This window comes from Luteimonas fraxinea (assembly GCF_021233355.1).
GTDB lineage: Bacteria > Pseudomonadota > Gammaproteobacteria > Xanthomonadales > Xanthomonadaceae > Luteimonas > Luteimonas fraxinea.
The window spans coordinates 1860788-1883344 of sequence record NZ_CP089507.1; the positions used below are offsets into that span (position 1 = coordinate 1860788).

At 63.8% G+C, this 22557-nt stretch carries 16 protein-coding genes and 1 pseudogene; 7 read left to right on the top strand and 10 right to left on the bottom strand.

The window, feature by feature from the left end; all coding sequences use genetic code 11:
* Window positions 1-4: 4 nt before the first annotated feature.
* Together speA and LU699_RS08290 are read right to left on the bottom strand one after the other, a co-directional pair.
* Window positions 5-1894, bottom strand: coding sequence for an arginine decarboxylase (gene speA, locus LU699_RS08285; protein WP_232136469.1), 1890 nt, complete (start codon window positions 1892-1894; stop codon window positions 5-7).
* Between the two features lie 83 nt (window positions 1895-1977).
* Window positions 1978-3855, bottom strand: coding sequence for a M48 family metalloprotease (locus LU699_RS08290; RefSeq protein ID WP_232580550.1), 1878 nt, complete (start codon window positions 3853-3855; stop codon window positions 1978-1980).
* A gap of 157 nt (window positions 3856-4012) precedes the next feature.
* Here LU699_RS08290 and speE point away from each other — a divergent pair, with 157 nt between their 5' ends.
* Window positions 4013-4864 (top strand): polyamine aminopropyltransferase, encoded by an 852-nt coding sequence (gene speE, locus LU699_RS08295; RefSeq protein ID WP_232136471.1) that lies wholly within the window; start codon window positions 4013-4015, stop codon window positions 4862-4864.
* A 79-nt stretch (window positions 4865-4943) separates the two neighbouring features.
* Here speE and LU699_RS08300 read toward each other — a convergent pair whose 3' ends face one another.
* Window positions 4944-5282, bottom strand: coding sequence for a P-II family nitrogen regulator (locus LU699_RS08300; RefSeq protein WP_232136472.1), 339 nt, complete (start codon window positions 5280-5282; stop codon window positions 4944-4946).
* A gap of 217 nt (window positions 5283-5499) precedes the next feature.
* Here LU699_RS08300 and ubiK point away from each other — a divergent pair, with 217 nt between their 5' ends.
* From ubiK to LU699_RS08320, 4 genes and pseudogenes are all read left to right on the top strand, one after another.
* Window positions 5500-5787: a ubiquinone biosynthesis accessory factor UbiK gene (gene ubiK, locus LU699_RS08305; RefSeq protein WP_232136473.1), complete on the top strand. Its 288-nt coding sequence runs from the start codon at window positions 5500-5502 to the stop codon at window positions 5785-5787.
* A 10-nt stretch (window positions 5788-5797) separates the two neighbouring features.
* Window positions 5798-6640: pseudogene (locus LU699_RS08310) on the top strand (YifB family Mg chelatase-like AAA ATPase); the annotation flags it as partial.
* Window positions 6641-7701: 1061 nt separating this feature from the next.
* The gene (locus LU699_RS08315) at window positions 7702-12372 is read left to right on the top strand and encodes an RHS repeat-associated core domain-containing protein (RefSeq protein ID WP_232580551.1); all 4671 of its coding nucleotides are present in this window, start codon (window positions 7702-7704) and stop codon (window positions 12370-12372) included.
* A gap of 17 nt (window positions 12373-12389) precedes the next feature.
* The gene (locus LU699_RS08320) at window positions 12390-12830 is read left to right on the top strand and encodes a YbbD-related protein (RefSeq protein ID WP_232136476.1); all 441 of its coding nucleotides are present in this window, start codon (window positions 12390-12392) and stop codon (window positions 12828-12830) included.
* A gap of 310 nt (window positions 12831-13140) precedes the next feature.
* On the opposite strand, the gene LU699_RS08325 is transcribed toward LU699_RS08320, so the two are convergent.
* The 3 genes from LU699_RS08325 to aceB form a co-directional block, all read right to left on the bottom strand.
* Entirely contained in the window at window positions 13141-13452 is a 312-nt protein-coding gene (locus LU699_RS08325) for a hypothetical protein (protein WP_232136477.1), read from the bottom strand.
* A gap of 111 nt (window positions 13453-13563) precedes the next feature.
* Entirely contained in the window at window positions 13564-14895 is a 1332-nt protein-coding gene (gene aceA, locus LU699_RS08330) for an isocitrate lyase (protein WP_232136479.1), read from the bottom strand.
* 74 nt (window positions 14896-14969) lie between these two features.
* Window positions 14970-16586, bottom strand: coding sequence for a malate synthase A (gene aceB, locus LU699_RS08335; protein ID WP_425491060.1), 1617 nt, complete (start codon window positions 16584-16586; stop codon window positions 14970-14972).
* Window positions 16587-16709: 123 nt separating this feature from the next.
* On the opposite strand from aceB, the gene LU699_RS08340 reads away from it, so the two are divergent.
* Window positions 16710-17678: a LysR family transcriptional regulator gene (locus LU699_RS08340; protein ID WP_232136480.1), complete on the top strand. Its 969-nt coding sequence runs from the start codon at window positions 16710-16712 to the stop codon at window positions 17676-17678.
* On the opposite strand, the gene LU699_RS08345 is transcribed toward LU699_RS08340, so the two are convergent.
* From LU699_RS08345 to LU699_RS08360, 4 genes are all read right to left on the bottom strand, one after another.
* Complete coding sequence (locus tag LU699_RS08345; RefSeq protein ID WP_232580552.1) at window positions 17648-18106, bottom strand: hypothetical protein; 459 nt, start codon at window positions 18104-18106, stop codon at window positions 17648-17650. The two genes, LU699_RS08340 and LU699_RS08345, sit on opposite strands and share 31 nt — an antisense overlap.
* A 184-nt stretch (window positions 18107-18290) precedes the next feature.
* The gene (locus LU699_RS08350) at window positions 18291-18992 is read right to left on the bottom strand and encodes an alpha/beta fold hydrolase (RefSeq protein WP_232136481.1); all 702 of its coding nucleotides are present in this window, start codon (window positions 18990-18992) and stop codon (window positions 18291-18293) included.
* Between the two features lie 19 nt (window positions 18993-19011).
* On the bottom strand, window positions 19012-21189 hold the full coding sequence (gene bglX / locus LU699_RS08355; protein WP_232580553.1) for a beta-glucosidase BglX: 2178 nt from the start codon (window positions 21187-21189) through the stop codon (window positions 19012-19014).
* A 104-nt stretch (window positions 21190-21293) separates the two neighbouring features.
* Window positions 21294-21473: a hypothetical protein gene (locus LU699_RS08360; RefSeq protein WP_232136483.1), complete on the bottom strand. Its 180-nt coding sequence runs from the start codon at window positions 21471-21473 to the stop codon at window positions 21294-21296.
* Window positions 21474-21621: 148 nt separating this feature from the next.
* On the opposite strand from LU699_RS08360, the gene ku reads away from it, so the two are divergent.
* Window positions 21622-22557 carry a non-homologous end joining protein Ku gene (gene ku / locus LU699_RS08365; RefSeq protein WP_232136484.1) on the top strand — a complete coding sequence of 312 codons (936 nt, stop codon included), beginning with the start codon at window positions 21622-21624 and terminating at the stop codon, window positions 22555-22557.

Consider the following 22557-nt stretch of genomic DNA (forward strand, 5'->3'; position numbering starts at 1 on the left):
CGCATCACTCCAGCGGTGTGTCGTCCAGATACGTGTAACCCGTGAGTCCGGCTTCCAGTGCGTCCTTGAGCCGCTGCGATTCGTCATCCGCCAGCGCGGCATCGTCGACCAGCGCGGTGTAACGCGCGCGCAGGTCTTCGAGGCGATAGCCCACGTAATCGAGCATCACGTCGGTGGTGTCGCCGCGGCGCTGCTGCACGACGGTGATGCCATCGCCCTCGATCTTCACTTCCACCGCGTCGGTGTCGCCGAACAGGTTGTGGATGTCGCCGAGGATTTCCTGGTAGGCGCCGACCATGAAGAAGCCGAGACGGTACTGCTCGCCCTTGCGCAGCGGATGCAGCGGCAACGAGGTATCGAGATCCTCGTTCTCGACGTAGATGTCGATCTTGCCGTCGGAGTCGCAGGTCAGATCGGCGATCACGCCGCGACGCTCGGGCAGTTCGTCGAGGCGCTCGATCGGCACGATCGGAAACACCTGGTCGATCGCCCAGACGTCCGGCATCGATTCGAACACGCTGAAGTTGACGAAGTACTTGTCGACCAGACGCTCGTTGAGTTCGTCGAGCAGCGGGCGGTGGCTCTTCTCGTCGAAGGTGAGCCGTGCGCGCACTGCATGCGCGATCGCATAGAACAGATCGTCGATGCGCGCGCGATGCGTCAGGTCCATCTGGCCGAGCGCGTACAACGCCAGGCCTTCCGCATGCTGGTGCTGCGCTTCGTGGAAGAGTTCGACCGCCGGACGCGAGGTCAGTTCGGTATGCAGTTCACGCAGGTTCGCAACGACCGCAGGCTCGTCGTCATGCACGTCGGGCACGCGGCCTTCCGGCGCGCGTTCGACTTCGGACACGTTGGCGACCAGTACCGCATGGTGCGCGGTCATCGCGCGGCCGCATTCGGTGACGATGCGCGGCGGGGTGAGACCGTGCTCGGCGCAGGCCTGCGCCAGCGGCTGCACGATCGAACCGGCGTACTGGCGGATGCCGTAGTTCACCGAGTTGTAGCTGCGCGAACGCGTGCCTTCGTAATCGACACCGAGACCACCGCCGACATCGACGTGGCTGATCGTCGCACCGAGCTTGGTCAGCTCGACGAAGTAACGCACCGCCTCACGCATGCCGTTGGAGATGTCGCGGACATTGGAGATCTGCGAGCCCATGTGGAAATGCAGCAGCTGCAGGCAGTCCGCCATGCCGGCGTCACGCAGCTTCTTCCACAGGTCCAGCAGCTGACGCGGATTGAGGCCGAACTTGGCCTTGTCGCCGCCGCTGTTCTGCCACTTGCCCGCGCCGAGCGACGCAAGGCGCATGCGCACGCCGAGGCCCGGCTTCACGCCGAGCGCCGCGGCTTCCTCCATCACCAGCGCGAGCTCGGACGGCTTCTCGACGACGATGAAGGTCTCGAGGCCGAGCTTGCGGCCGATCAGCGCGAGGCGGATGTACTCGCGGTCCTTGTAGCCGTTGCAGACCACGAGGCCGCCCGGACGCGAGAGCGCCAGCACCGCCATCAGCTCCGGCTTGCTGCCCGCTTCCAACCCAAAGCCGTCGCCGTGGTGCGTGGCCAGCGTGCCGGCGACGCCCTGGTGCTGGTTGACCTTGATCGGATAGACGGCCGTGTAGCCGCCCGGATACTCCCACTCGGCCTGGGCCTGCGCGAAAGCCTCCTGCAATCGCGCGAGGCGATCGCCGAGGATGTCGGGGAAGCGCACCAGCATCGGCAGCTGCGCGCCGTTCGCGCGCGCGGCGTCGACCGCCTCGGGCAGCGCGATCGACGGGCCGTGCTTGCCGCGCGGCGACACCACGATGCGGCCGGCGTCATCGACGTCGAAATACCCCTCGCTCCAGTGCGGGATCGAGTAGGTCTTGCGGGCGAGGTCGGTGGACCAGGCGGTCATCGGCGGCATTCCGGTCAAGCATGAAGGCCGCATAGTCTAGGGTCTGGCAGCCGAACCTGTGGTGACACCGGCCGCAGCCACGCTCAGAGCGCCTGTCCCTTCCCTCGTCGATAGACCGGCGTACCGCACAGGCGCCGCACCTGCTTCGCCAGCGCCGCAGCATCGCTGCCGGTGAACACGGTGTGGCTGCCCGGCAGCTGCATCGCCTCCGACACCGCGCGCAGGCCGGCGGCTTCGCTGGCGATCGAGCCACGCCAGTCCAGCAGCAGCACGTAATGCGCGGACTGTTCGCGCATCGCGACCTGTTTGCGCACCAGCCACGCGCTGACGATACGTTCGTGGCGGGCGAGCGTGGCGGTCAGGCGCCCCAGCGCGGCTGTGTCGAGATCGTGCGGCTGCAGGGCATCGCCATCGACGACGGCATCGCGATCACGCAGATCGTCGGCGCGTGGCGCGAGTTCGTCACGCAGCGCGATGATCTCGCGGGCCGTGTCGGCATCTACGTCGGGATCGCGCAGCAGTGCCGCCAGCGCATCGCCGACCGGTCCGACCGCGCCTGCATCGCGCGCGACCGCCTGACGCAGATGGCTGATGCCGCCAGTATCGCCTGCCTGCAGCTGGCGCAGTCCGAGACGGAACGCGACCATCGCGCTGTCCGGATGCGCGGCATGCGCGCGCGCCAGGACCGGCAGCGGATCGCGATCGATCTCGACTGTCTGGAACAGCCGCGCATGTTCGACGGCTTCTTCGGCCGAGCGCTCCGGCAAGGCGTCGAGCGCATGGAAACGTGCGCGATCGTCCGAACCCGCGGCGTGCAGCGCCTGCCATTCCGTCTTCAGTTGCGTGCGCCAGTGCTGGTCCAGGTCGCGTTCGATGGCGTCCAGCGCATCGCCGAGCCATACCGATGCAGGTGCGCCGGGCGTGCGCAGGACGGCAGACGCGCCCAGCGCATTGAGACGCCGCGCCAGAACCGGATGCGTGTCGTAGGGATCGACATCGCGATCGGCAATCGCGAGCAGGCGCGCCGGATCCGGCTGCGGCGCAGCGCGCAGCCCCTCGATCAACGGGGCGAGCAACTGCACCGGCGGATGCGATTGCACGCGCGCGCGGGCGAGGACGCGCGGCCACAGCGTCGACTGCAGGCGCCCGCTGCCGTGTTCGATGCGCAGCAGCGCACTGGCCATCGCGTCACGGCTGACCACCCGCGCCGCAGTTGCGTCGGCGCGGAATTCGTGCGCCCGCGCGAGCACGAAACTCCACGCGTCGAACAGCGGCGCGTACCACGCATAGAAACGCGCGATCGGCAGCGACAGCAGGAAGCCGCTGCGCGCCAAGCCGTCGACGGCGCGATACCAGGTAAAGCGCACGCGGTAGAGCCAGCCGGCGAGCCGGCCGTGCTGCTCGCCGAAATGCCCGAACTCGTGTGCGATCACCGCGGCAGCCTCGTCGCGATCGAGCAGCTGCAACAGCGGCAGACCCAGCACCAGGTAATGCCGGTGCCCGGCGAGACCGAGCAGGCGCGGCAGGCTGGCTGCGGCGGCATTGAGCTGGGTGTCGATGACGATGCCCGCCAGCGGCGGTGCACCGGTCGCCTGGCGCAGGCGCTCGACTTCGGCCTGCAACGCCGGCGCCTCGTCCGCTGCCAGCAAGCGCCCGTCCGGCACCTCGAAGCGCACCCACAGCGCGCGCACCAGCGCGGCGATCCCGGCAACGGCGATCAGCAGCACGATCGCCAGTTGCGGCTCGAAACGGACGCCCTGCACGAGCACCCGCCATGCGATCGCGAGCGGCGCGGCCAGGAGCAGCAGCAACAGCCCGATCAGGAAACCGTAACCGGCGAGTGCCAGCAGCAGGACCCGGATCAGATATGCGCGCGGGGCGGCGGCGGCGATGGTTTCGAGGCGCTGGACCCGCGCGCGATGGCGGTCGGTGGCGGCCTGCGCCGCGCGGCGATCTTCCATGGGCTCTGGCGGCGTCGGCAGCGGGTGCGTCGCAGTATCGCATCGGCCCGGACACGAAGCCGACACCTGGACTTCGCTACAATTTCGCCCCTCGCGCGGGGCCTCGCCTTTACACGCCGCCGCCGGAATTCCCTTCTTCCGCTTTGCAGGACACCTCATGACCGCGCCCAACTGGCTCTACGAAAACTTCGAAACGGCCGGCTCGGCCATCGGCTTCCGCGTCAACGCGAAGCTCGACGAGGTGCAGTCGCCGTTCCAGAAGATCGAGATCTACGAAAGCACCGACTGGGGCAACGTCATGCTCATCGACGGCGCGATGATGGTCACCACGCGCGACAACTTCCTCTACCACGAGATGATGTCGCACCCGGCGCTGTTCACTCACGCCGCGCCGAAGACCGTCGTGATCATCGGCGGCGGCGACTGCGGCACGCTGCGCGAAGTGCTGCGCCACCCGGGCGTCGAGAAGGCCGTGCAGTGCGACATCGACGAGCAGGTCACGCGCATGGCGGAGAAGTATTTCCCCGAGCTGTGCGAATCCAATGGCGACCCGCGCGCCGAGATCCTGTTCGACGACGGCATCGCCTACATGGCGAACTGCGCGCCCGGCAGTGTCGACATCGTGATCGTCGATTCGACCGATCCGGTCGGCCCGGCCGAAGGCCTGTTCAACAAGGCGTTCTTCGAAAGCTGCCACCGCGCGCTGAAGGACGACGGCATCCTCGTCCAGCAGTCCGAATCGCCGCTGGTGCTGCTGGAACTGATCCAGGCCATGCGCGCCGAGATGGGCAAGGCCGGCTTCACCACATTCCAGACCCTGCCGTTCCCGCAGCCCTGCTACCCGACCGGCTGGTGGAGCTGCACGCTGGCGCGCAAGGGCCAAGGCTTCGATTTCCGTGAAGCCGACGCACGCGCCAAGCCGTTCGAGACGCTGTACTACACCGCCGACATCCACAAGGGCGCGCAGTCGCTGCCGCCGTTCGTGGCGAAGGCGTTGGGCGAGAGCTGAGCCACCGCGTCAGCCGCATCCGCTGGATACGACGAGGCCCCGCATTGCGGGGCCTCGTGCGTTGCGGCGCGGTGCAAGCTCAGATCGCGTCGGAATCCAGCTCGCCGGTCCGGATCCGCACCGCGCGCTCGAGGTCGTAGACGAAGATCTTGCCGTCGCCGATCTTGCCCATGCCGGCGGACTTGAGGATCGCTTCGACGACGTTGTCGACGATGTCGTCGGTGATCACGATTTCCAGCTTCACCTTCGGCAGGAAGTCGACGACGTATTCGGCGCCGCGATAGAGCTCGGTGTGGCCCTTCTGGCGGCCGAAGCCTTTCACTTCGGTGACGGTGATGCCGTTGACGCCGACGTCGGCGAGCGCTTCGCGCACGTCGTCGAGCTTGAACGGCTTGATGATGGCCATGACCATTTTCATCGCATGGGCCTCCCCGGTATGGATTCGGGGACAGGATACGCCACGCTCACGCGGCGCCCCACACGATCACGGCAACCGCGGCTTGTCGCGGCCCCACCCGCATGCTGTAGTGCCGCCCCGCCAGGCGCCGGGATTCCCCTACCGCGCCCCAGGGCCGCTGCCGACGGCATGCATGTACCCGCCGGGCGAGTCTGGCCATGCAATCAAGGACACCGTGATGATCGATCTGAACTCCGTCGACGAACTCGCCCGCCGCCTCAGCAGCCTGGTGCCGCCAGGCCTGCGCGAGAGCCGAGAAGAGATCCAGGAAAACTTCAAGGCCGTGCTGCAGTCGGGCCTGACCAAGCTGGATCTGGTGACCCGCGAAGAATTCGAAGTCCAGCGCGCGGTGCTGCTGCGCACGCGCGAGAAGCTCGAAGCGCTGGAAGCGCAGGTGCGCCAGATCGAGGCCCAGTCGTCGCCGGCGAGCGCCGCATCGACCGGTAACGCGAGCACCGCCCACTAGAGGACACACCATGGGACTTGCGCTCGTGCACGGACGTGCGCGCGCAGGCATCCGCGCCCCCGAGGTCAAGGTCGAGGTGCATCTCGGCGGCGGACTGCCGTCGATGTCGATCGTCGGGCTGCCGGAAGCCGCGGTACGCGAAGCCAAGGACCGGGTCCGCGCCGCGATCCAGTGCGCGCAATACGAATTTCCCGCGCGCCGCATCACCGTCAATCTCGCGCCTGCCGACCTGCCCAAGGGCGGCGGCCGCTTCGATCTGCCGATCGCGCTGGGCATCCTCGCCGCAAGCGGCCAGATTCCCGCCGACGCGCTGCGCGACTGGGAGTTCGTCGGCGAACTCGGCCTGACCGGCGAACTGCGCGCGATCGATGGTGCGCTGCCTGCCGCGCTTGCAGTCGCCGGTACCGGACGTTCGCTGTTGGTGCCCGCGGCGAACGGCGCCGAAGCCGCACTTGCCTCCGATGTCGCCGTGCATACCGCGCGCACGCTGCTCGAAGTCTGCGCGATGCTCGGCGGCCAGAAATCGCTACCGCAGGCCGTCCCGCCACCGCAGCGCCACGTGCCGACGATCGATCTGCGCGATGTGCGTGGGCAGGCGCAGGCGCGCCGCGCGCTGGAGATCGCGGCAGCGGGTGGACATCATCTCTTGCTCGTCGGGCCGCCCGGATGCGGCAAGACACTGCTCGCGTCGCGCCTGCCCGGCCTGCTGCCGCCTGCAAGCGAAGCCGAAGCATTGGAAACCGCAGCCGTGCTGTCGGTCAGTGGACGCGGACTGGACCCGACCGTCTGGCGCACGCGCCCGTTCCGCAATCCGCATCACACCGCCAGCGCCGTGGCGCTGGTCGGCGGTGGCTGTGAATTCCAGCGAATGACGCGACTCTCCAAAAATTACCGCGACTGGCGTAGACATCTGCTTCTCTTTCGCCAGTTAGAGGTTTCTGTAATCTCTTCCCGTAATCCGGACCGGCCAGAAGAGGGTATTCAGCGAGATAGGGGCGCATCGTTCCCAGTCAGGTGGCCCAATGCGTACAAAAAACCCGGATGCACAGATGATCGCGACGCTCAAACGGGCCGACGCCTGCAGCGATTGTTCTCCCGCGCAAGCGGCATGATGCTCGCACTGAGCCCGATGTCCGACCCGAACGCGGCGCATACAGAGTTAGCGCCTATACGCATCCGCCGCCAGCTCAACTCTTTGGTTACCGCTTCGTTCGAAGGGCATCCTTGATCTCATTCTTGAGAGCCCGCTCGGGCAGCACCTTCTCCGGCAGGGCATTGTAAGTCTAGCGCTCCTCCAGTCTCGGCTCCTCGGGCCACCAACTACCACAGGCATCAGAAAGCCTGGCTGAAACTGTGCTCACAGCACAGCTCTTTGACAGAGAGGCCAGCTCACGTCCACGCGGGAGATTACGAACTGAAACGAGGACGCTTCAGCCCGCCCATTCAACTAGGACCTGGACCTGACACGAAAAACTGCGCCTGAAGGCTCTCATAACGCTTGCAATTCGTACCCGCATGGGGTTTAGATAGCCATCGGGGAAGACAGGCCACCCGCACCGTCGGATATGGAGGTGCGGCAGCTCGGTCAGTTAAGGAGTGGGATTCGCATGGCAGCGATCATTACAGAAGTGCGTTCGGGAGTCCGTACGTCTCTAATCTCTCGGCTTCTACTTTGGCTTAAAGCCCTAAAAGCACTCTTTCCCAATACTACGGTGAGTCCGTAGTTGTTGGACGCGCGCGCACTCTGCACAAGCATTGCTGCCTGCGTCCTAGATCGATAGAGATCGCTTTTTCTACTTCAATTCGACCTCACGCAACGGAGCGCTCAGGATGAGCATTAATGCAAGAGTCGTTTCACCAAACTGCAATATACGAAGCCTCCTGTCTCGGCTGATTGCAGCTTCGGCGTGCGTCATGGCTGCGCCGGCTTTCGCTCAAGAGAGTAATCAAACGTTCACGCTCTATGACGGGGAAGATCAAGTTTTTGGAGTATATGAGACTCAAGAGGAGGCTGAAAGGGCGATCAGCACTATTCCTGGAATAGATTGGGCACCCACTGCGTATCAATACGTTACAGAGATACGAGACCAAGTCTTCTCTCCTGATAGTGGTGAGCTCACAATCACATACTGGATGGGCAAACTTCAGCCATCAGATCCGGACTGGCAGTATTGGACTACTTACGGAGATCAGCTCACCTTTGCGTCTGAGGCAGAAGCGGTCGCCTATTCCGTGAATGATCTGAACCAATCTAATACTTTCTGCCCGCCGGGGGCCAGCCTGGTTCCGGACGGGGACTGGATTGATTCCTACCCGGGTTTCACACAAGACCGTAGATATACTGAGACCTACATACAGGGCCGCAATACACAGGAAAGCCCCTGTGTGCCTATTACGACCAGCGTCTGGGGCGCATTTGTAAGAACTAGGCGATTGGATTGCCCGATCAAGATCGTATTTATCCCAGGCGTTCCCGAGCCGATGCCAATAACTTTTTGGTCCGACGAGCACAATGCGTGCGTGAGCGCCTATACAGCGAAAATTAAAACAAAGGCGCCACAGTGCGACGCCAATGACGCAAGTTCTGGTCTAGTTGGAAATCCGTGCGATGTAAAAACTGGCGAGAAGGTCGAGACTGAAGTGGACTTCGACTTGGACTGGGTCCAGTTGGCACGCACCTACCATTCGGGAGTTTCGCACACAACTGGCGGCTACGGCGCCGGCTGGATGGACCCGCACCGAGTGCGTCTATCAATTGGCCCCAACTCGATAAGCCTCATAGCAGGCAATGGCTACATCGTGCCTTTTCGTCAAGAAGCGAACGAGTACCGTGCCACCGATAGTAGCGGCGGAACTATCGTAGACGACTCGGGGCAGTGGACTCTGCATCGTCAGGACATGATCTATCATTTCGACGATCGCGGTCGCCTGCTTTCAAAGATGTCTCCCGACGGCATGGGGCTTATCTATGGCTACGACAGCTACGGCCGGTTGGAAACGGTCTCGTCTCTGCAAGGGCGCTCAATCCAGTTTAATTACGCGGATACTTCTGGCGATGCGCTGATCACAAGCGTCTCTATGGGTGGCGTGCCACTCGCGGTCTACAGCTACAGCGATGAAAGGCTCCAGAGCGTTTCTTATCCTGATCTCAGCACGCGTAGCTACCACTATGAAGATGCACGCTTCCCGCGCCACTTGACAGGCATCACCGCTGAGAACGGCCTGCGCTTCAGTACCTTCGCATATGACTCTAAGGGACGCGTCGTCTCCAGTCAGCGAGCAAGCGGCGCAGATGGCGTTACGTTGTCGTACTCGCCGACCGGCACCAATGTGACGGATTCGCTAGGCGAGCTGACCACCTACGTGATGACTGATGCAGGTGGCGACTCGTCCAAGGTGGCGTCAGTTACCGACAGTGCGGGAACTATCGGCTACTCCTATAACGACGCGGCGGTCGACGTCCGTCGTCGCCTGAATTCGGTTACCGATCGAAGGGGCATCCAGACCGGACATATCTATACCCAGGGCACAGACGTTCTGACTGGTGAGCCTATCGTAGTGAACACCAAGACTGAAGCACTGGGCCTACCTGAGCAACGCGTAGTTAGCGAGCGTCGTGACCTCGCCACGAATCAGTTGCTGACAGTCACCAGTGACGACAGGGAAGTAAGTTACACCTACAACGCCCGGATGCAACCGGTCACGAGGACCGTTAAAGATCTAGCCACCAGCCAAACTCGGATCACAACTTATGCCTATTGTAGCGCGGCTGATGCCGCCCTCCCGGCCGGACCATGTCCAATCGAGGGATTGCTAAAAGCAGTCGATGGCCCGCGCACCGATGTGTCTGACATTACTACCTATGCATATCATTCTAGTGATGCGCCGTCGTGCTCCACGTCGATCACCACGTGTCAGTTCCGCAGGGGCGACTTGCGGCAAGTGACGGATGCGCTCGGCATAACTACAGAAGTTCTGAGCTATGACGGCAGTGGTCGTTATACGTCGATAAAGGATTCCAGAGGGGTCGTTTCCGACTTCGAGTACAGCTCCCGCGGCTGGCTTACAGCACACAAGGTACGCGGCACCGATGTCGGCGCTGAAGACGATGACCGGATTGTCCGCATCGAATATTGGCCTACCGGTTTGATCAAGCGTGTTACCCAGCCAGACGGCGCCTCTACCGATTACGAGTACGATGACGCGCAACGTCTGACTACCATCCGCGATAATGATGGCAACAGCATCGCCTATGTGCTGGATAACGCCGGTAACCGTGTCGCCGAGGAAACGCGCGACAGCAATGGCACCCTCCGGCGAACGCTTTCCCGCATTTTCAGTCAAGCTGGCCAACTCGCTACGCAAGCCGACGCTAGCGATAACCCAACGGATTTTTACTACGACCCGAATGGCAGTCTTTTGACGGTCAATGATCCGCTTGGTCGTCAGACCGCCCACGCTTACGATTCCCTGAATCGCCTGAAATCTACCCTACAAGATGTCGGCGGCATTGAGTCGGAAACGAAGTTCGAATACGACCCCCTTGACAACTTGACGAGAGTGTTCGACCCGAGAGGTCTCGTAACCGATTACACCTACAACGCATTGGGGGACCTGCTTTCGCTCAACAGTCCAGATACCGGCACGTCGAACTATACCTATGACAGCGCCGGCAACCGAATCGGCCAAGTCGATGCGCGCGGGCAAGCCAGCAGCTATACCTATGATTCACTCAATCGCGTAACGGGAATCACCTTCGCGGGCGCTTCCAATCTTGACGTCACTTACGGCTATGACGTGGTCCAACCCGAGTGCGCTGTTGGGGAAATTTTTGCCATTGGCCAGCTGACCTTGATGAGCGACGCCAGCGGCAGCACGCAGTATTGTTACGACCGCTTTGGTGAGCTCGTGCGCAAGGTGCAGGTAACTAATGGCCAGACCCTCGTACTGCTCTACGGTTATAACAAGGCCGGCCGCTTACAGCAGCTTACGTATCCGGATGGCACGATGATCGACTACGTGCGTGACGTCCAAGGTCGGGTGACTGAGATAGGCGTGACCTCTCTCGGCAGCACGCGCGAGGTGCTGCTGACCGATGCCAGCTACTACCCATTCGGCAATTCGGCGGGCTGGACCTACGGCAACGGCCGCACGCTATCTCGCACATACGACTTGGACTATAGGCCACAATTAATCCTGGACTCGGCCCCGGGCGGACTGGACTTGGGTTACACCTATGACCCGACCGGCCATCTTTCGCAGCTGCGCACTGCTGATCTGGCTGATCCGCCAAAAGCCCGCTTTGATTACGATCCGCTTGGTAGGCTCACAACGTTCCGTGACGGGACGTCCCAGACGCCTATTGAGCAATACACCTATGATGCGACGGGTAACCGAACAAGCTTTGCAAACGGGAACGGAAGTCAGTCCTACTCTTATCCGGCCGACAGCAATCGGCTGACGTCGGTCGGAGGAGTAGCGCGCACCTACGACTCAGTCGGGAACACACTGACCGACGGCACAGGAACATCCTTTACATACACTGCCGCCAACCGGCTTGGTAGCGTTGCGAGAGGTGGCGGCACAGCGAGGCACTACACGTTTAACGGGGATGGTGAACGTGTCCGCAGTCATCTAGGCATCGATGAAATTATAACGATTTACGACGAAGCTGGTCGCTGGTTGGGCGATTACGATTTTACTGGCCAGCCCATGCAACAGGCGATATGGCTTGACGAGGCGCCGGTGGGTCTGCTGGTGGGAAGTGCAACATCTTTTGATCGTTTACATTATTTGCAACCCGATCACCTGGGCACTCCACGTTCAGTGATCCATCCGATTAGGAATGTCGGAGTTTGGCATTGGGATCTAACTAGCGAAGCTTTCGGAAACAGTCCTCCAAATCAAGATCCGGACTATGACGGCGTCGCTTTCTCATTCAGCATGCGATTTCCAGGCCAGCGTTACGACGCTTACTCGAATATTAACTACAACTACTTTAGGGATTATGTACCGGAGATAGGACGCTATGCTCAGAGCGATCCCATTGGATTGGCGGGCGGGGTGAGCACTTATGCATATGGCGGTGGCAATCCGATCTCGTTCGTTGATCCGTTTGGACTACAGGAATTCCACCCTGGGATTGCTAGGACGGAGACCGGAGCGTATGCCGTCAATTGGCGCTATTATGTGAATACGACTTTAGAGGCGCTGGGATTTCCGGCCGCATTCCCGGTTGCATTTGCCGCAGGGACTGGTGACTTCGGACAGCAGTATGCTGATCAATGGTCAGCCACCTACTTGGTCGGCGGATCGCACGGTGGATGGGTTGGTCAAGATAAGTATTTTCATTGCATGGCAAACTGCCAAGCAGCGCAGAAAGGCATTGGTGGGTCTGCTGCCGCCCAGTGCGTTAGCGATGCACGAGAGTGGTTCGATCAAAACATAAAGGGTGACTCTGCTGCAGACTCCGCAGCGGATCAATTTGCAAATTTGCTTGGACGCACAGGTGGGCGAATGAGCCCTACCGGAAATTGCTCGCGGATGTGTAGCGGCTACCGTCCTGGCGGGAGCTTCCCCTTCTAATGATCTATGAGTCGCTAATGAGCATTCATAAATTTTCCCTGGCGATTGTGATTATTTCCGTGCTTTCTGGTTGCGTCGAAGTGGCAAGCACCGAGTATGTAGATCGCAATCAGGCCCTTGCTAGTAACGCGATTGGTGAATCCAAGTGGCTGCCCGCTTGGCTGCCTGAAGATGCTGTCAACATTAGAGAGGCACACGATATCGACACAAATGAGTCGTGGTTAGTCTTCCGTCCGAGTGGCGGTGTTCTCGTCCTGCCGGTGCAGTGCAAGCAGGCAAATAAGCCGGCAATGACGGAGGAGCGAGTTATGCAGCGGTTTCCCCAGTTCGCTCGTGATGCTCGGTTGCGTGCGTCTGACTATTCCGGCGAGTTCTATCTTTGCCCGGAGGTGGGTGCCGGTCGCTGGGTCACGCATGACGAGGAATTAAATCTGGTCTATAGCCGAGTAAAGTTCTGAGTTGAAGCGAGCGCAGAACTTTCAAGGCGAGTCTTCCCCCGCATGGGAGACAAGAACCCCCGCCAAGTGCGGGGGCCCACTGCAACGGCCGCGTTGACACGTCGATCAGGTACCCACTGCCTGGCGCTTGTGCGCCGGCCCTTGAGCTTACTGGCGATGAAATCCCTCATGTCGAGCCCAGTTTGGCGTACGTCCGCCGAGTACGGCGTTCTTGGACTCGAGCTCCCTAACTCGCCGCAGTTCAAACGCTTCCAGATGGCGATGTGAGGCATCACGAAGTCAGACTACAAGGGCGTAGCGAGGGACCATCCTAGAGTAGCTCTAGCGGTTTCCTCTCCTCCAGCGCGTTGAACAGTTCGATTTGGCGCTGCTCGGACAGGTCCGCCGTGCTGTCGACGTTCTTGAGCAAACCATCGACACGATCCTGCAGACCGAGCAGGTCAGTCCTGGCTGCCGCATCGAGGTGGGCGTATCGCGGGGTTTCTGCCAGGACATCGTGGCGGATGTCGGCCTGCTGGGTCCGGATTGCGCTCGCGTCCCGTTGGGACGCCGGTGCATCCGTTGCGTTCGCACTGGACGCCAGGAGAACAAGAAGCAACGGTAATGCGGTCTTCTTCCACATGGCACGCACCTCGACGGGTCGGTCACCGCAGCGTATGCCGATTCTCGCGCCACCGCGAACGGCTCCCGCCTGAATGCGGAGAGCCGTCGCAATGGTGCCAACCCGCGCGCGTCAGGCCGCCTTGGTCTCGTAAAACTGTTCCTCTTCCGTCGAACCCGTCAGCGCGGTGACGCTCGACGCGCCGCCCTGGATCACCGTCGTCACGTCGTCGAAGTAGCCGGCGCCGACTTCCTGCTGATGCGAGACGAAGGTGTAGCCCTTGTCGCGCGCAGCGAATTCGCGTTCCTGCACCTGCTCGACGTAATGCTTCATGCCTTCGCCGCGAGCGTAGTCGTGGGCGAACTGGAAGCTGTTGAACCAGTTGATGTGGATGCCGGCCAGAGTGATGAACTGGAACTTGTAGCCCAGCGCCGCCAGATCCTCCTGGAAGCTCGCGATCTGGCGGTCGTCGAGGTTCTTCTTCCAGTTGAAGCTCGGCGAGCAGTTGTAGCTGAGCAGTTTGCCGGGGTGCTTGGCGTGCACCGCCTGGGCGAACTCGCGGGCAAAGCCGATGTCCGGCGTGCCGGTCTCGCACCAGACCAGGTCTGCGTATGGCGCGTAGGCCACACCGCGGCTGATCGCCTGCTCCAGGCCGTTGCGCACCTTGTAGAAGCCTTCGGCTGTGCGCTCACCGGTGACGAACGGCGCATCGTTGGCGTCGAAATCCGAGGTGAGCAGATTCGCAGCTTCAGCATCGGTGCGCGCGAGCACGATCGCCGGCACCCCGAGCACGTCCGCGGCCAGTCGCGCGGCGACCAGCTTCTGCACGGCCTCCTGCGTGGGCACAAGCACCTTGCCGCCCATGTGGCCGCACTTCTTGACCGCGGCCAGCTGGTCCTCGAAATGCACGCCCGAGGCGCCGGCGACGAGCATGTTCTTCATCAGTTCATAGGCATTGAGCACGCCGCCGAAACCGGCCTCGCCGTCGGCGACGATCGGCAGGAAGAAGTCGATCGCCTCAGCCTCGTCGAGCTTGCCGTCGGCAATGTTCTTCCACTGGATCTCGTCGGCGCGCTGGAAGGTATTGTTGATCCGGCGGACCATCGTCGGCACCGAGTCGTAGGCGTACAGCGACTGGTCCGGATACATCGTCTCGGAACTGTTGCCGTCGGCGGCGACCTGCCAGCCGGACAGATACACCGCTTCCAGGCCGGCCTTGGCCTGCTGCATCGCCTGGCCCGCGCTGATCGCGCCGAAGGCGTTGACGTAGCCCTTCTTCGCGTCGCCGTTGACGAGGTCCCACAGCTTCTCGGCGCCGCGCTTGGCCAGCGTGTGCTCCGGCTGCACGCTGCCGCGCAGGCGCACGACGTCGGCGGCGGAGTACGGCCGCTGGATGCCGTTCCAGCGCGGGTTGGTGGTCCAGTCCTGTTGCAGCGCGTCGATCTGTTGCTGGCGGGTGGTCATGGCAGGTCTCCTTCGGAGCGGGATTCGGGATGGGTGATCTGGACGCGCGTCTGATCGGCGGTGTTCACGGCGACTCAAAGCCGCGCGTACGCCGGCAACGTCAGAAAGTCTTCGAGCGTGTCGCGATGCGTCAGGTCTTCCAGCAGCGCAATGGCTTCGGGCACGCGCGCCGCGCCCGGGATGTCCTGACCGGCGAGCTTCGACGGCAGCGACAGCAGCACGCGGTCGAGTAGCGCGTCGTCGATCGCGGTGCCGTCGTCGAGATGGAGCGGCGCGTGACCGTCGTCGGCGTAATGGATCCACTGCCAGAGTTGCGCGCGCGCGATCTCGGCGGTCGCGGCGTCTTCCATCATGTGGTGGATCGGCACGCAGCCGTTGCCGTCGAGCCAGGCGGCGATGTAACGCACGCAGACCTCGACATTGCCGTCGAATCCCGCGCGGCTGATCGTGCCGATCGAGGGTGCGATCAGATCGTCGCGGTCGACCAGCACGTCATCGCGCGTCATCGCGTGCTGGTGCGGGCCGCGCATGCGCTCGTCGAAGATCTGCTTCGCCAGCGGAATCAGTGCCGGATGCGCGACCCAGGTGCCGTCATGGCCCGCGGTGACCTCGCGCAGCTTGTCCGCGCGCACGCGCGCCATCGCGGCGTTGTTCGCTGCGTCGTCGCCGGCGATCGGGATCTGCGCCGCCATGCCGCCCATCGCGTGCGCGCCGCGGCGGTGGCAGGTCTGCACCAGCAGTTCCGAATATGCCTTCAGGAACGGCTGGGTCATCGTGACCTGCGCGCGCTCCGGCAGCACACGGTCGCGGTGGCGGCGGAAGGTCTTGAGGTAGGAAAAGATGTAGTCCCAGCGGCCGCAGTTGAGACCGGCGATGCGGTCCTTCAGCGCGTACAGGATCTCGTCCATCTCGAACACGGCCGGCAAGGTTTCGATCAGCACGGTCACGCGGATCTGCCCGGCCGGCAGCCCCAGCGAGCGTTCGATGTGGGCCAGCACGTCGTCCCACAGCTGGGCCTCTTCCATCGACTGCAGCTTGGGAATGTAGAAGTACGGGCCGCGGTCCTTGGCTGCCAGCGCGTGCGCGTTGTGGAAGGCGAACAGGCCGGCGTCGAACAGCGCGCCCGACATCGGCGTGCCGTCGATGCGCACGTGCTTCTCGTCGAGATGCCAGCCACGCGGACGCACGATCAACACCGCGCGCTGGTCCTCGGGCTTCAGCGCGTAGTGCTTGCCGGCGTCCGACGTGAATTCCAGCGTGCCGGCGATCGCGTCGCGCAGCGCGCGCTGGCCGGTCAGCAGGTTGCGCCAGGTCGGCGAGGTCGAATCCTCGAAGTCGGCCATGTAGCAGCTCGCGCCGGAATTCAACGCGTTGATGACCATCTTCGGATCGACGGGACCGGTGATCTCGACCCGCCGGTCGCGCAGCGCGGCCGGCAATGGCGCGACGCGCCATTCGGACTCGCGGATGCTGCGTGTCGCGGTGCGGAAGTCCGGCAGCGCGCCGGCATCGAAGGCAGCCTGGCGGTTCCGGCGTTCGGCCAGCAGGCCCAGCCGGCGGACGTCGAAGCGGTCGTGCAGATCGGTCAGGAACGCGAGGGCGGCGGTGTCCAGCAGGTCGGCCGGGGTGCCGGCAGGCACGGAGATGCGCGGGTCTTCGGTGGGCGGAGTGGGCTTGATGACGGCATTCACGGGAACGGTCCTTTCGCATGCAGCGGCGGTATTGCGGTGCAGCAGACCGTCCTCCCAAGCCGGTTATTTGACAACCGAGTTCTGTCAATGCCTATCATCAGCTGCGCTTATACGAGCATCCTGATGTCCGCCAAGTCCCCGTCAGACCTCAGGTTTCCGTACAAGAGCGACCGGCTCAAACCGCTGCGCGCGTTCTGTCAAACCACGCGATTGGGTTCAGTCTCGCGGGCTGCGGAGGCGCTCTACGTCAGCCAGCCGGCGATTTCACTGCAGCTGCAGGCACTGGAACGCGAGCTCGGGGTCAAGTTGCTGGAGCGCAGCGGCCGGCGGCTCGTGCCCACGCGCGAGGGCGAGGTGCTCTACGCATTGGCGATGCCGCTGGTCGAAGGGCTGGATGGCCTGCCGGCGGCGTTCCGGCGCGAAGTGGGCGGGCTCGATGCCGGCGAGCTGACCGTCGCGGCCAACAGCTCGACGATCCTCTACCTGCTGCCGCGCATCGTCGACCTGTTCCGCCGCCAGCACCCGGACGTGCGCCTGACGCTGCAGGATGCGATCACCGCCGACGGCACCGACCTGCTGCGCAGCGACGCCGTCGATCTCGTGGTCGGCTCGATGGTCGATGTGCCCGGCGACCTCAGCTACGCGCCGGTCTACCGCTTCGACCCGATCCTGCTGACCCCGCCCGATCACGCCCTCGCCCGCGCGAAGACGCTCACGCTGGAAGAGATCGGCCGCTACGGCCTGATCCTCCCGCCGAAACGCCAGATCACCTACCGCCTCGTCGACCAGGTCTTCCAGCAGGCCCGCGTGCCCTACACGGTGGCGCTGGAAGTGGGCGGCTGGGAGGTCATCAAGCAGTACGTCGCGATGGGCATGGGCATCTCGATCGTCAGCTCGATCTGCCTCGACGACAGCGACAGCGCGCGCCTGGCGACGCGGTCGGTGTCGGCGTGGTTTCCGGCGCGCTCTTACGGCGTCGTCGTGCGCAAGGGCAAGGTGCTGTCACCGCAGGCGCGCGCTTTCATCGAACTGATCCAGCCGGATCTGTTCGTGCGGCGGGATCATGAGGATGCGGGGCATTCGGAGCGGTAGCTCGGATTCGGTTTGCCGTTGCGGTTGCGTTGCCGTTGCCGTTGCCGTTGATCTTGATTTTCAGGACGCTCCGGGTTTGAACGCAGACCCGGAGGGCGCCGCACATGGATGTGCGGCGTTTTTCGACCGAGCCAGGATGGCGAGTCGAAAAATCCCGGAACGAACAACGCGCCATGACGCTTTGATCGGGGCTGGCCCTTTTCTTTGGTTCCGTTTCTTTTGGCGTCCAGCAAAAGAAATGAACCCGCTCGCCGCAAGGCGAGTGGAAGCGTCTGACGTTGCTTCTCGTCGCAGGCGTAAAGCGAAGATCCAACGCTTTCGTCCGCTGACGCGGCCGAGTTCATTTCTTTTGGTGGACGCCAAAAGAAACGGAACCAAAAAAAAAAACTTCTCCCCGACACGTCCACAGCCCGCGGCTTGTCGCGCACCGGGATTTTCCGACTCGGCATCCTGCCTCGGTCGGAAAACGCCGCCCATCCATGGGCGGCGCCCTCCGGGTGTGCGGTCGCCGCGTCGCTTATGGGCTACGGAACATCGACGGCAAGAGCAGACACGGATCGCGATTGGACTGGTCGCAAGGCCAGAGCCCGCACTAGTGAATCGGCAACGAGATCAGCGGACGGCCAGCCATTCCCGCATCAAATCTGATGTCTCATCTGCCCGTTCGAGCGGCGGCAAATGTCCACACACCTCCAGTCGATGCAACGTCGACCCCGCGATGCCCGCGTGCATTACTTCCGCCTCGACCGGCGGCGTCAGCCGATCATCCTCACCGACGACGATCAAAGTGGGCACCTCGATACGCACAAGCAGCGGCTCGGAATCCGGACGCGCGAGAATCGCCGCCTGCTGCCGCAGATACCCATCCGCGCCGACCTCAGCCGCCATCGACTGCACGATCTCACCGATCGGACCGTCGACGTGCGATGGATGCACGAGGCTCGGCAGCAGCTGGCGGGTCACGCCGACGAAGCGGCCGCGGCCGATCGCGTCGATGCCGCGTTGGCGTTGTGCGGCGCGTTCCGGAGAATCGGGACGCGCGCTGGTCGCGATCAATGCGAGACGGGTCACGCGTTCGGGCGCGCGGCGCAGGATCTCGAAGGCGACGTAACCACCCATCGACAGTGCAGCAAGGGCGAAGCGCGGTGGCGCATTAGCCAGTGCGCGTTCCGCCATCGCGCCGACGCTGTCGTCGCGGGTGAGGTCGGCGACGCGCGGGTCAGCGACATTGTCGAGGGCGTCGATCTGCGCCTGCCACAACCGGGCCGTGCACAGCAGGCCCGGCAGCAACAGCAACGGTGCGCGGTCGCTCACGATGTCGGGCGCAATCGCCTCAGGCCTTGAGCAGGGTGAACTGCTCGGCCGTACCGGCTTCCGAATCCGGCGCGATCCACACGTCGAACAGGCCGGGCTCGGCGGCGAACGCGCCGCTGCGCGTGGTGAAGGCGAGCTGGTCGCGATGCAGGGTGAACGACACCGTGGTGTGCGCGCCCGGCGCCAGTGCGACTTTGCGGAAATCCTTGAGCTCGCGGATCGGACGCACGCGGCTGGCGACGCGGTCGTGGATGTAGAGCTGCACCACTTCTTCGCCGAAGCGGCTGCCGTCGTTGCGCAGCGTCACCGACACGGTCAGCGTGCCGTCCCAGTCCAGCGTGTCTGCCGACAGTTCGATATCGCCGTAGACGAAGCGCGTGTACGACAGGCCGTGGCCGAAGGGATACAGCGCGCTGTTGGGCATCTCGCGCCAGCGGCTCTTGAACTCCGACATCGTCGGCAGTTCGGGGCGGCCGGTGCGCTGGCGGTTGTAGTAGAGCGGCTGCTGGCCGGAATCGCGCGGGAAGCTCACCGGCAGGCGCGCGGACGGGTTGTAGTCGCCGAACAGCACCTCGGCGACGGCAGGACCGGTTGCAGTGCCGAGGAACCAGGTCGCGAGAATCGCCTGCGCGTCGTGCACCGCGCCGTGCAGCGCGAGTGCGCGGCCATGACGCAGCAGCACGACGACCGGCGTGCCGGTGGCGGCCACGGCCTCGGCCAGCGCCTGCTGCGCGGACGGCACGACGATCTGCGTGCGTGATTGCGCTTCGCCACTGAAGCCCTGTGGTTCACCGATCGCGAGCAGCACGACATCCGCATTGCGCGCGGCCTCGACCGCGGCCTCGATGCCGCCATCGATCGCGTCTTCCATGCCGCTGCCGTCGACGACATCGAGCGCATCGCCATCATCGAGCGCAGCGCGCAGGCCGTCTTCGAGATTGACGTGCAGGCGCTTGTCGCCGAACAGCGTCCAGCAGCCTTCGATGTTGTCGCGGTCGCGCGCATACGGGCCGATCAGCGCGAGCTTCTGACCGGATTTGCGCAGCGGCAGCAGATCGCCGTCGTTCTTCAGCAGCACGATCGAGCGGCGCGCGGCGTCGAGCGCGAGGTCGCCGTGCAGCGCTTTCGGATCGAGCGCGGCTTCGACGTCGGGATCGAGCGAGCGGTACGGATTGTCGAACAGGCCGATCGCCTGCTTGACCGCGAACACGCGGCGCACGCCCTCGTCGATCACGTCCATCGACACTTCGCCGCTGGCGACGAGATCGGGCAGATGCGCGGCGTAGAGGCCGCTCTGCATGCTCATGTCGACACCGGCGGTGAACGAGAGCTTCGTCGCCTCGCGGTCGTCGCCGGCGAAGCCGTGCGCGACGAGTTCGAAGTCCGCGGTGTAGTCGGACACCACGAAGCCCTTGAAGCCCCATTCGCCGCGCAGCAGATCGGTCAGCAGGCCGTCGTGGGCAGACGCCGGCACGCCGTTGATGTCGTTGAAGGCGCTCATCACCGTCAGCGCGCCGGCATCCAGTGCGGCCTTGAACGGCGGCAGATGCACGTCACGCAGCGTGCCCTCGGAAATCTCGACGCTGTTGTAGTCCAGGCCGCCCATCACCGCGCCGTAGCCGACGAAGTGCTTGGACGTGGCCAGCATCGAATCGTCCGCGGTCAGATCGCTGCCCTGGAAGCCGCGCACGCGCGCCGCCGAGAACGCATTGCCGAGCACCACGTCTTCGCCCGCGGCTTCGGCCACGCGGCCCCAGCGCTGGTCGCGGGCGATGTCGAGCGTCGGCGCGAAGGTCCAGTGCAGGCCGCAGGCGGTCGCCTCGATCGCCGCGGCGCGCGCGGTGCGCTCGGCCAGGTCGGGCTCGAAGCTCGCAGCCTCGCCCAGCGGGATCGGGAATACGGTGCGCATGCCGTGGATCACGTCGGCGCCCATCAGCAGCGGGATGCCGAGCCGGCTTTCCTCGACCGCGATGCGCTGCGACTCGCGGCCCTGCACCGCGCCGACGCCGTTGAATACCGCGCCCACGCGGCCGGCACGGATCTGCTCGCGCAGCTCGCCGGCGTTCAACTCGTTCATCTCGGGATTCACGTCGGCCGCGAACGGCCGCAGCATGTCGGCAAAAATGCCGAGCTGGCCGATCTTCTCCTCGAGGGTCATCCGTGCGAGCAGCGCTTCGAGCCGGTCATCCAGGCGCATCAATCGATCCCATGTAAACGATTACAGCCGGCGATTATAGGACGCACGCCGGGAGGCGGGTCCAGTATCGCCGCGCGCGGCGCGCAGGAACAGCCGCAGCGCGGTCAGCCGAGGTCGTGCACGGTGGGTGCGGGCGCAGCCGGTGGCACTGGGCGGCGCGCAGGCATGAAGGGCGAGACCGGATCACTGGCCGGGAAGGTCTCGTCCAGCGCTTCGTCCTGGGTCTCTTCCACGTGCTGCCGCTCGGCGTCGGGATCGGGCGGGGATGTCGGGGGCGTGTGCATGCGGTCACCGTGGCCCTGTGGCGTGCGTGCGCGCGTGAATCCGGCCGCCCGTTTCAGCGCCCCGGGTTGACGCGCGATGCACGGCAGCGGTGCGAGCTTCCGAAGTTCATGCGGCCAGCCGTCCCGCGCCGGCGCATCGGAGGCTTCCATGGCACGTCCCATCTGGTCCGGCTCGCTGTCCTTCGGCCTGCTCAACATCCCGGTCTCGCTGATGTCGGGCGAGCGCCGGACCGATCTCAGCTTCCGCATGCTCGACTCGCGCGACAAGAAGCCGATCCGGTTCGAGCGCGTCAACGCCGACACTGGCGAGGAAGTGCCGTGGAAGGACATCGTCAAGGCCTTCGAGTACGACAAGGGCAGCTATGTCGTCATCGAGAAGGAAGACATCGCCTCGGCCGCGCCGGAATCGCACGAATCCGTCGACGTGGAAGCTTTCGTCGATGCCGGCAGCATCGGCACGCGGTTCTACGAGAAGCCCTACATCCTGGTACCCGGCAAGAAGGCCGAGAAAGGCTACGTGCTGTTGCGCGAGACGCTGAAGAAGACCGGCAAGATCGGCATCGCCCGCGTCGTGATCCGCACCCGGGAATATCTGTGCGCGGTGATGCCCGAGGACGACGCCCTGGTGCTGATGCTGCTGCGCTATCCGCAGGAACTCGTGGATCCCGCCGACTACAAGCTGCCGACCGGCAGTGCGTCGAGCTATCGCATCGCCGACAAGGAAGTGCAGATGGCGACGCAGCTGATCGATTCGATGGCCGCCGACTGGGCGCCGGACGCTTATCACGACGAATTCCGCGAACGCCTGTCGGACATCATCAAGAAGCGCATCAAGGCCAAGGGCGTGAAGACCAAGGTCGTCGACGCGCCAGCCCATCACGAGGATGCGGCGACCAACGTCGTCGACTTCGTCGCGCTGCTGCAGAAGAGCCTCAAGGACAACACGCGCACGCCCGCCGGAAGCAGCGACAAGGTGCCGGTGAAAAAGTCCGCCACGAAGAAGGCCGCGAAGAAGACGACGAAGAAAGCCGCCAAGACGCCTGCGACCAAGGCAGCAAAGAAGACCACGCGCAAGGCGTCCTGA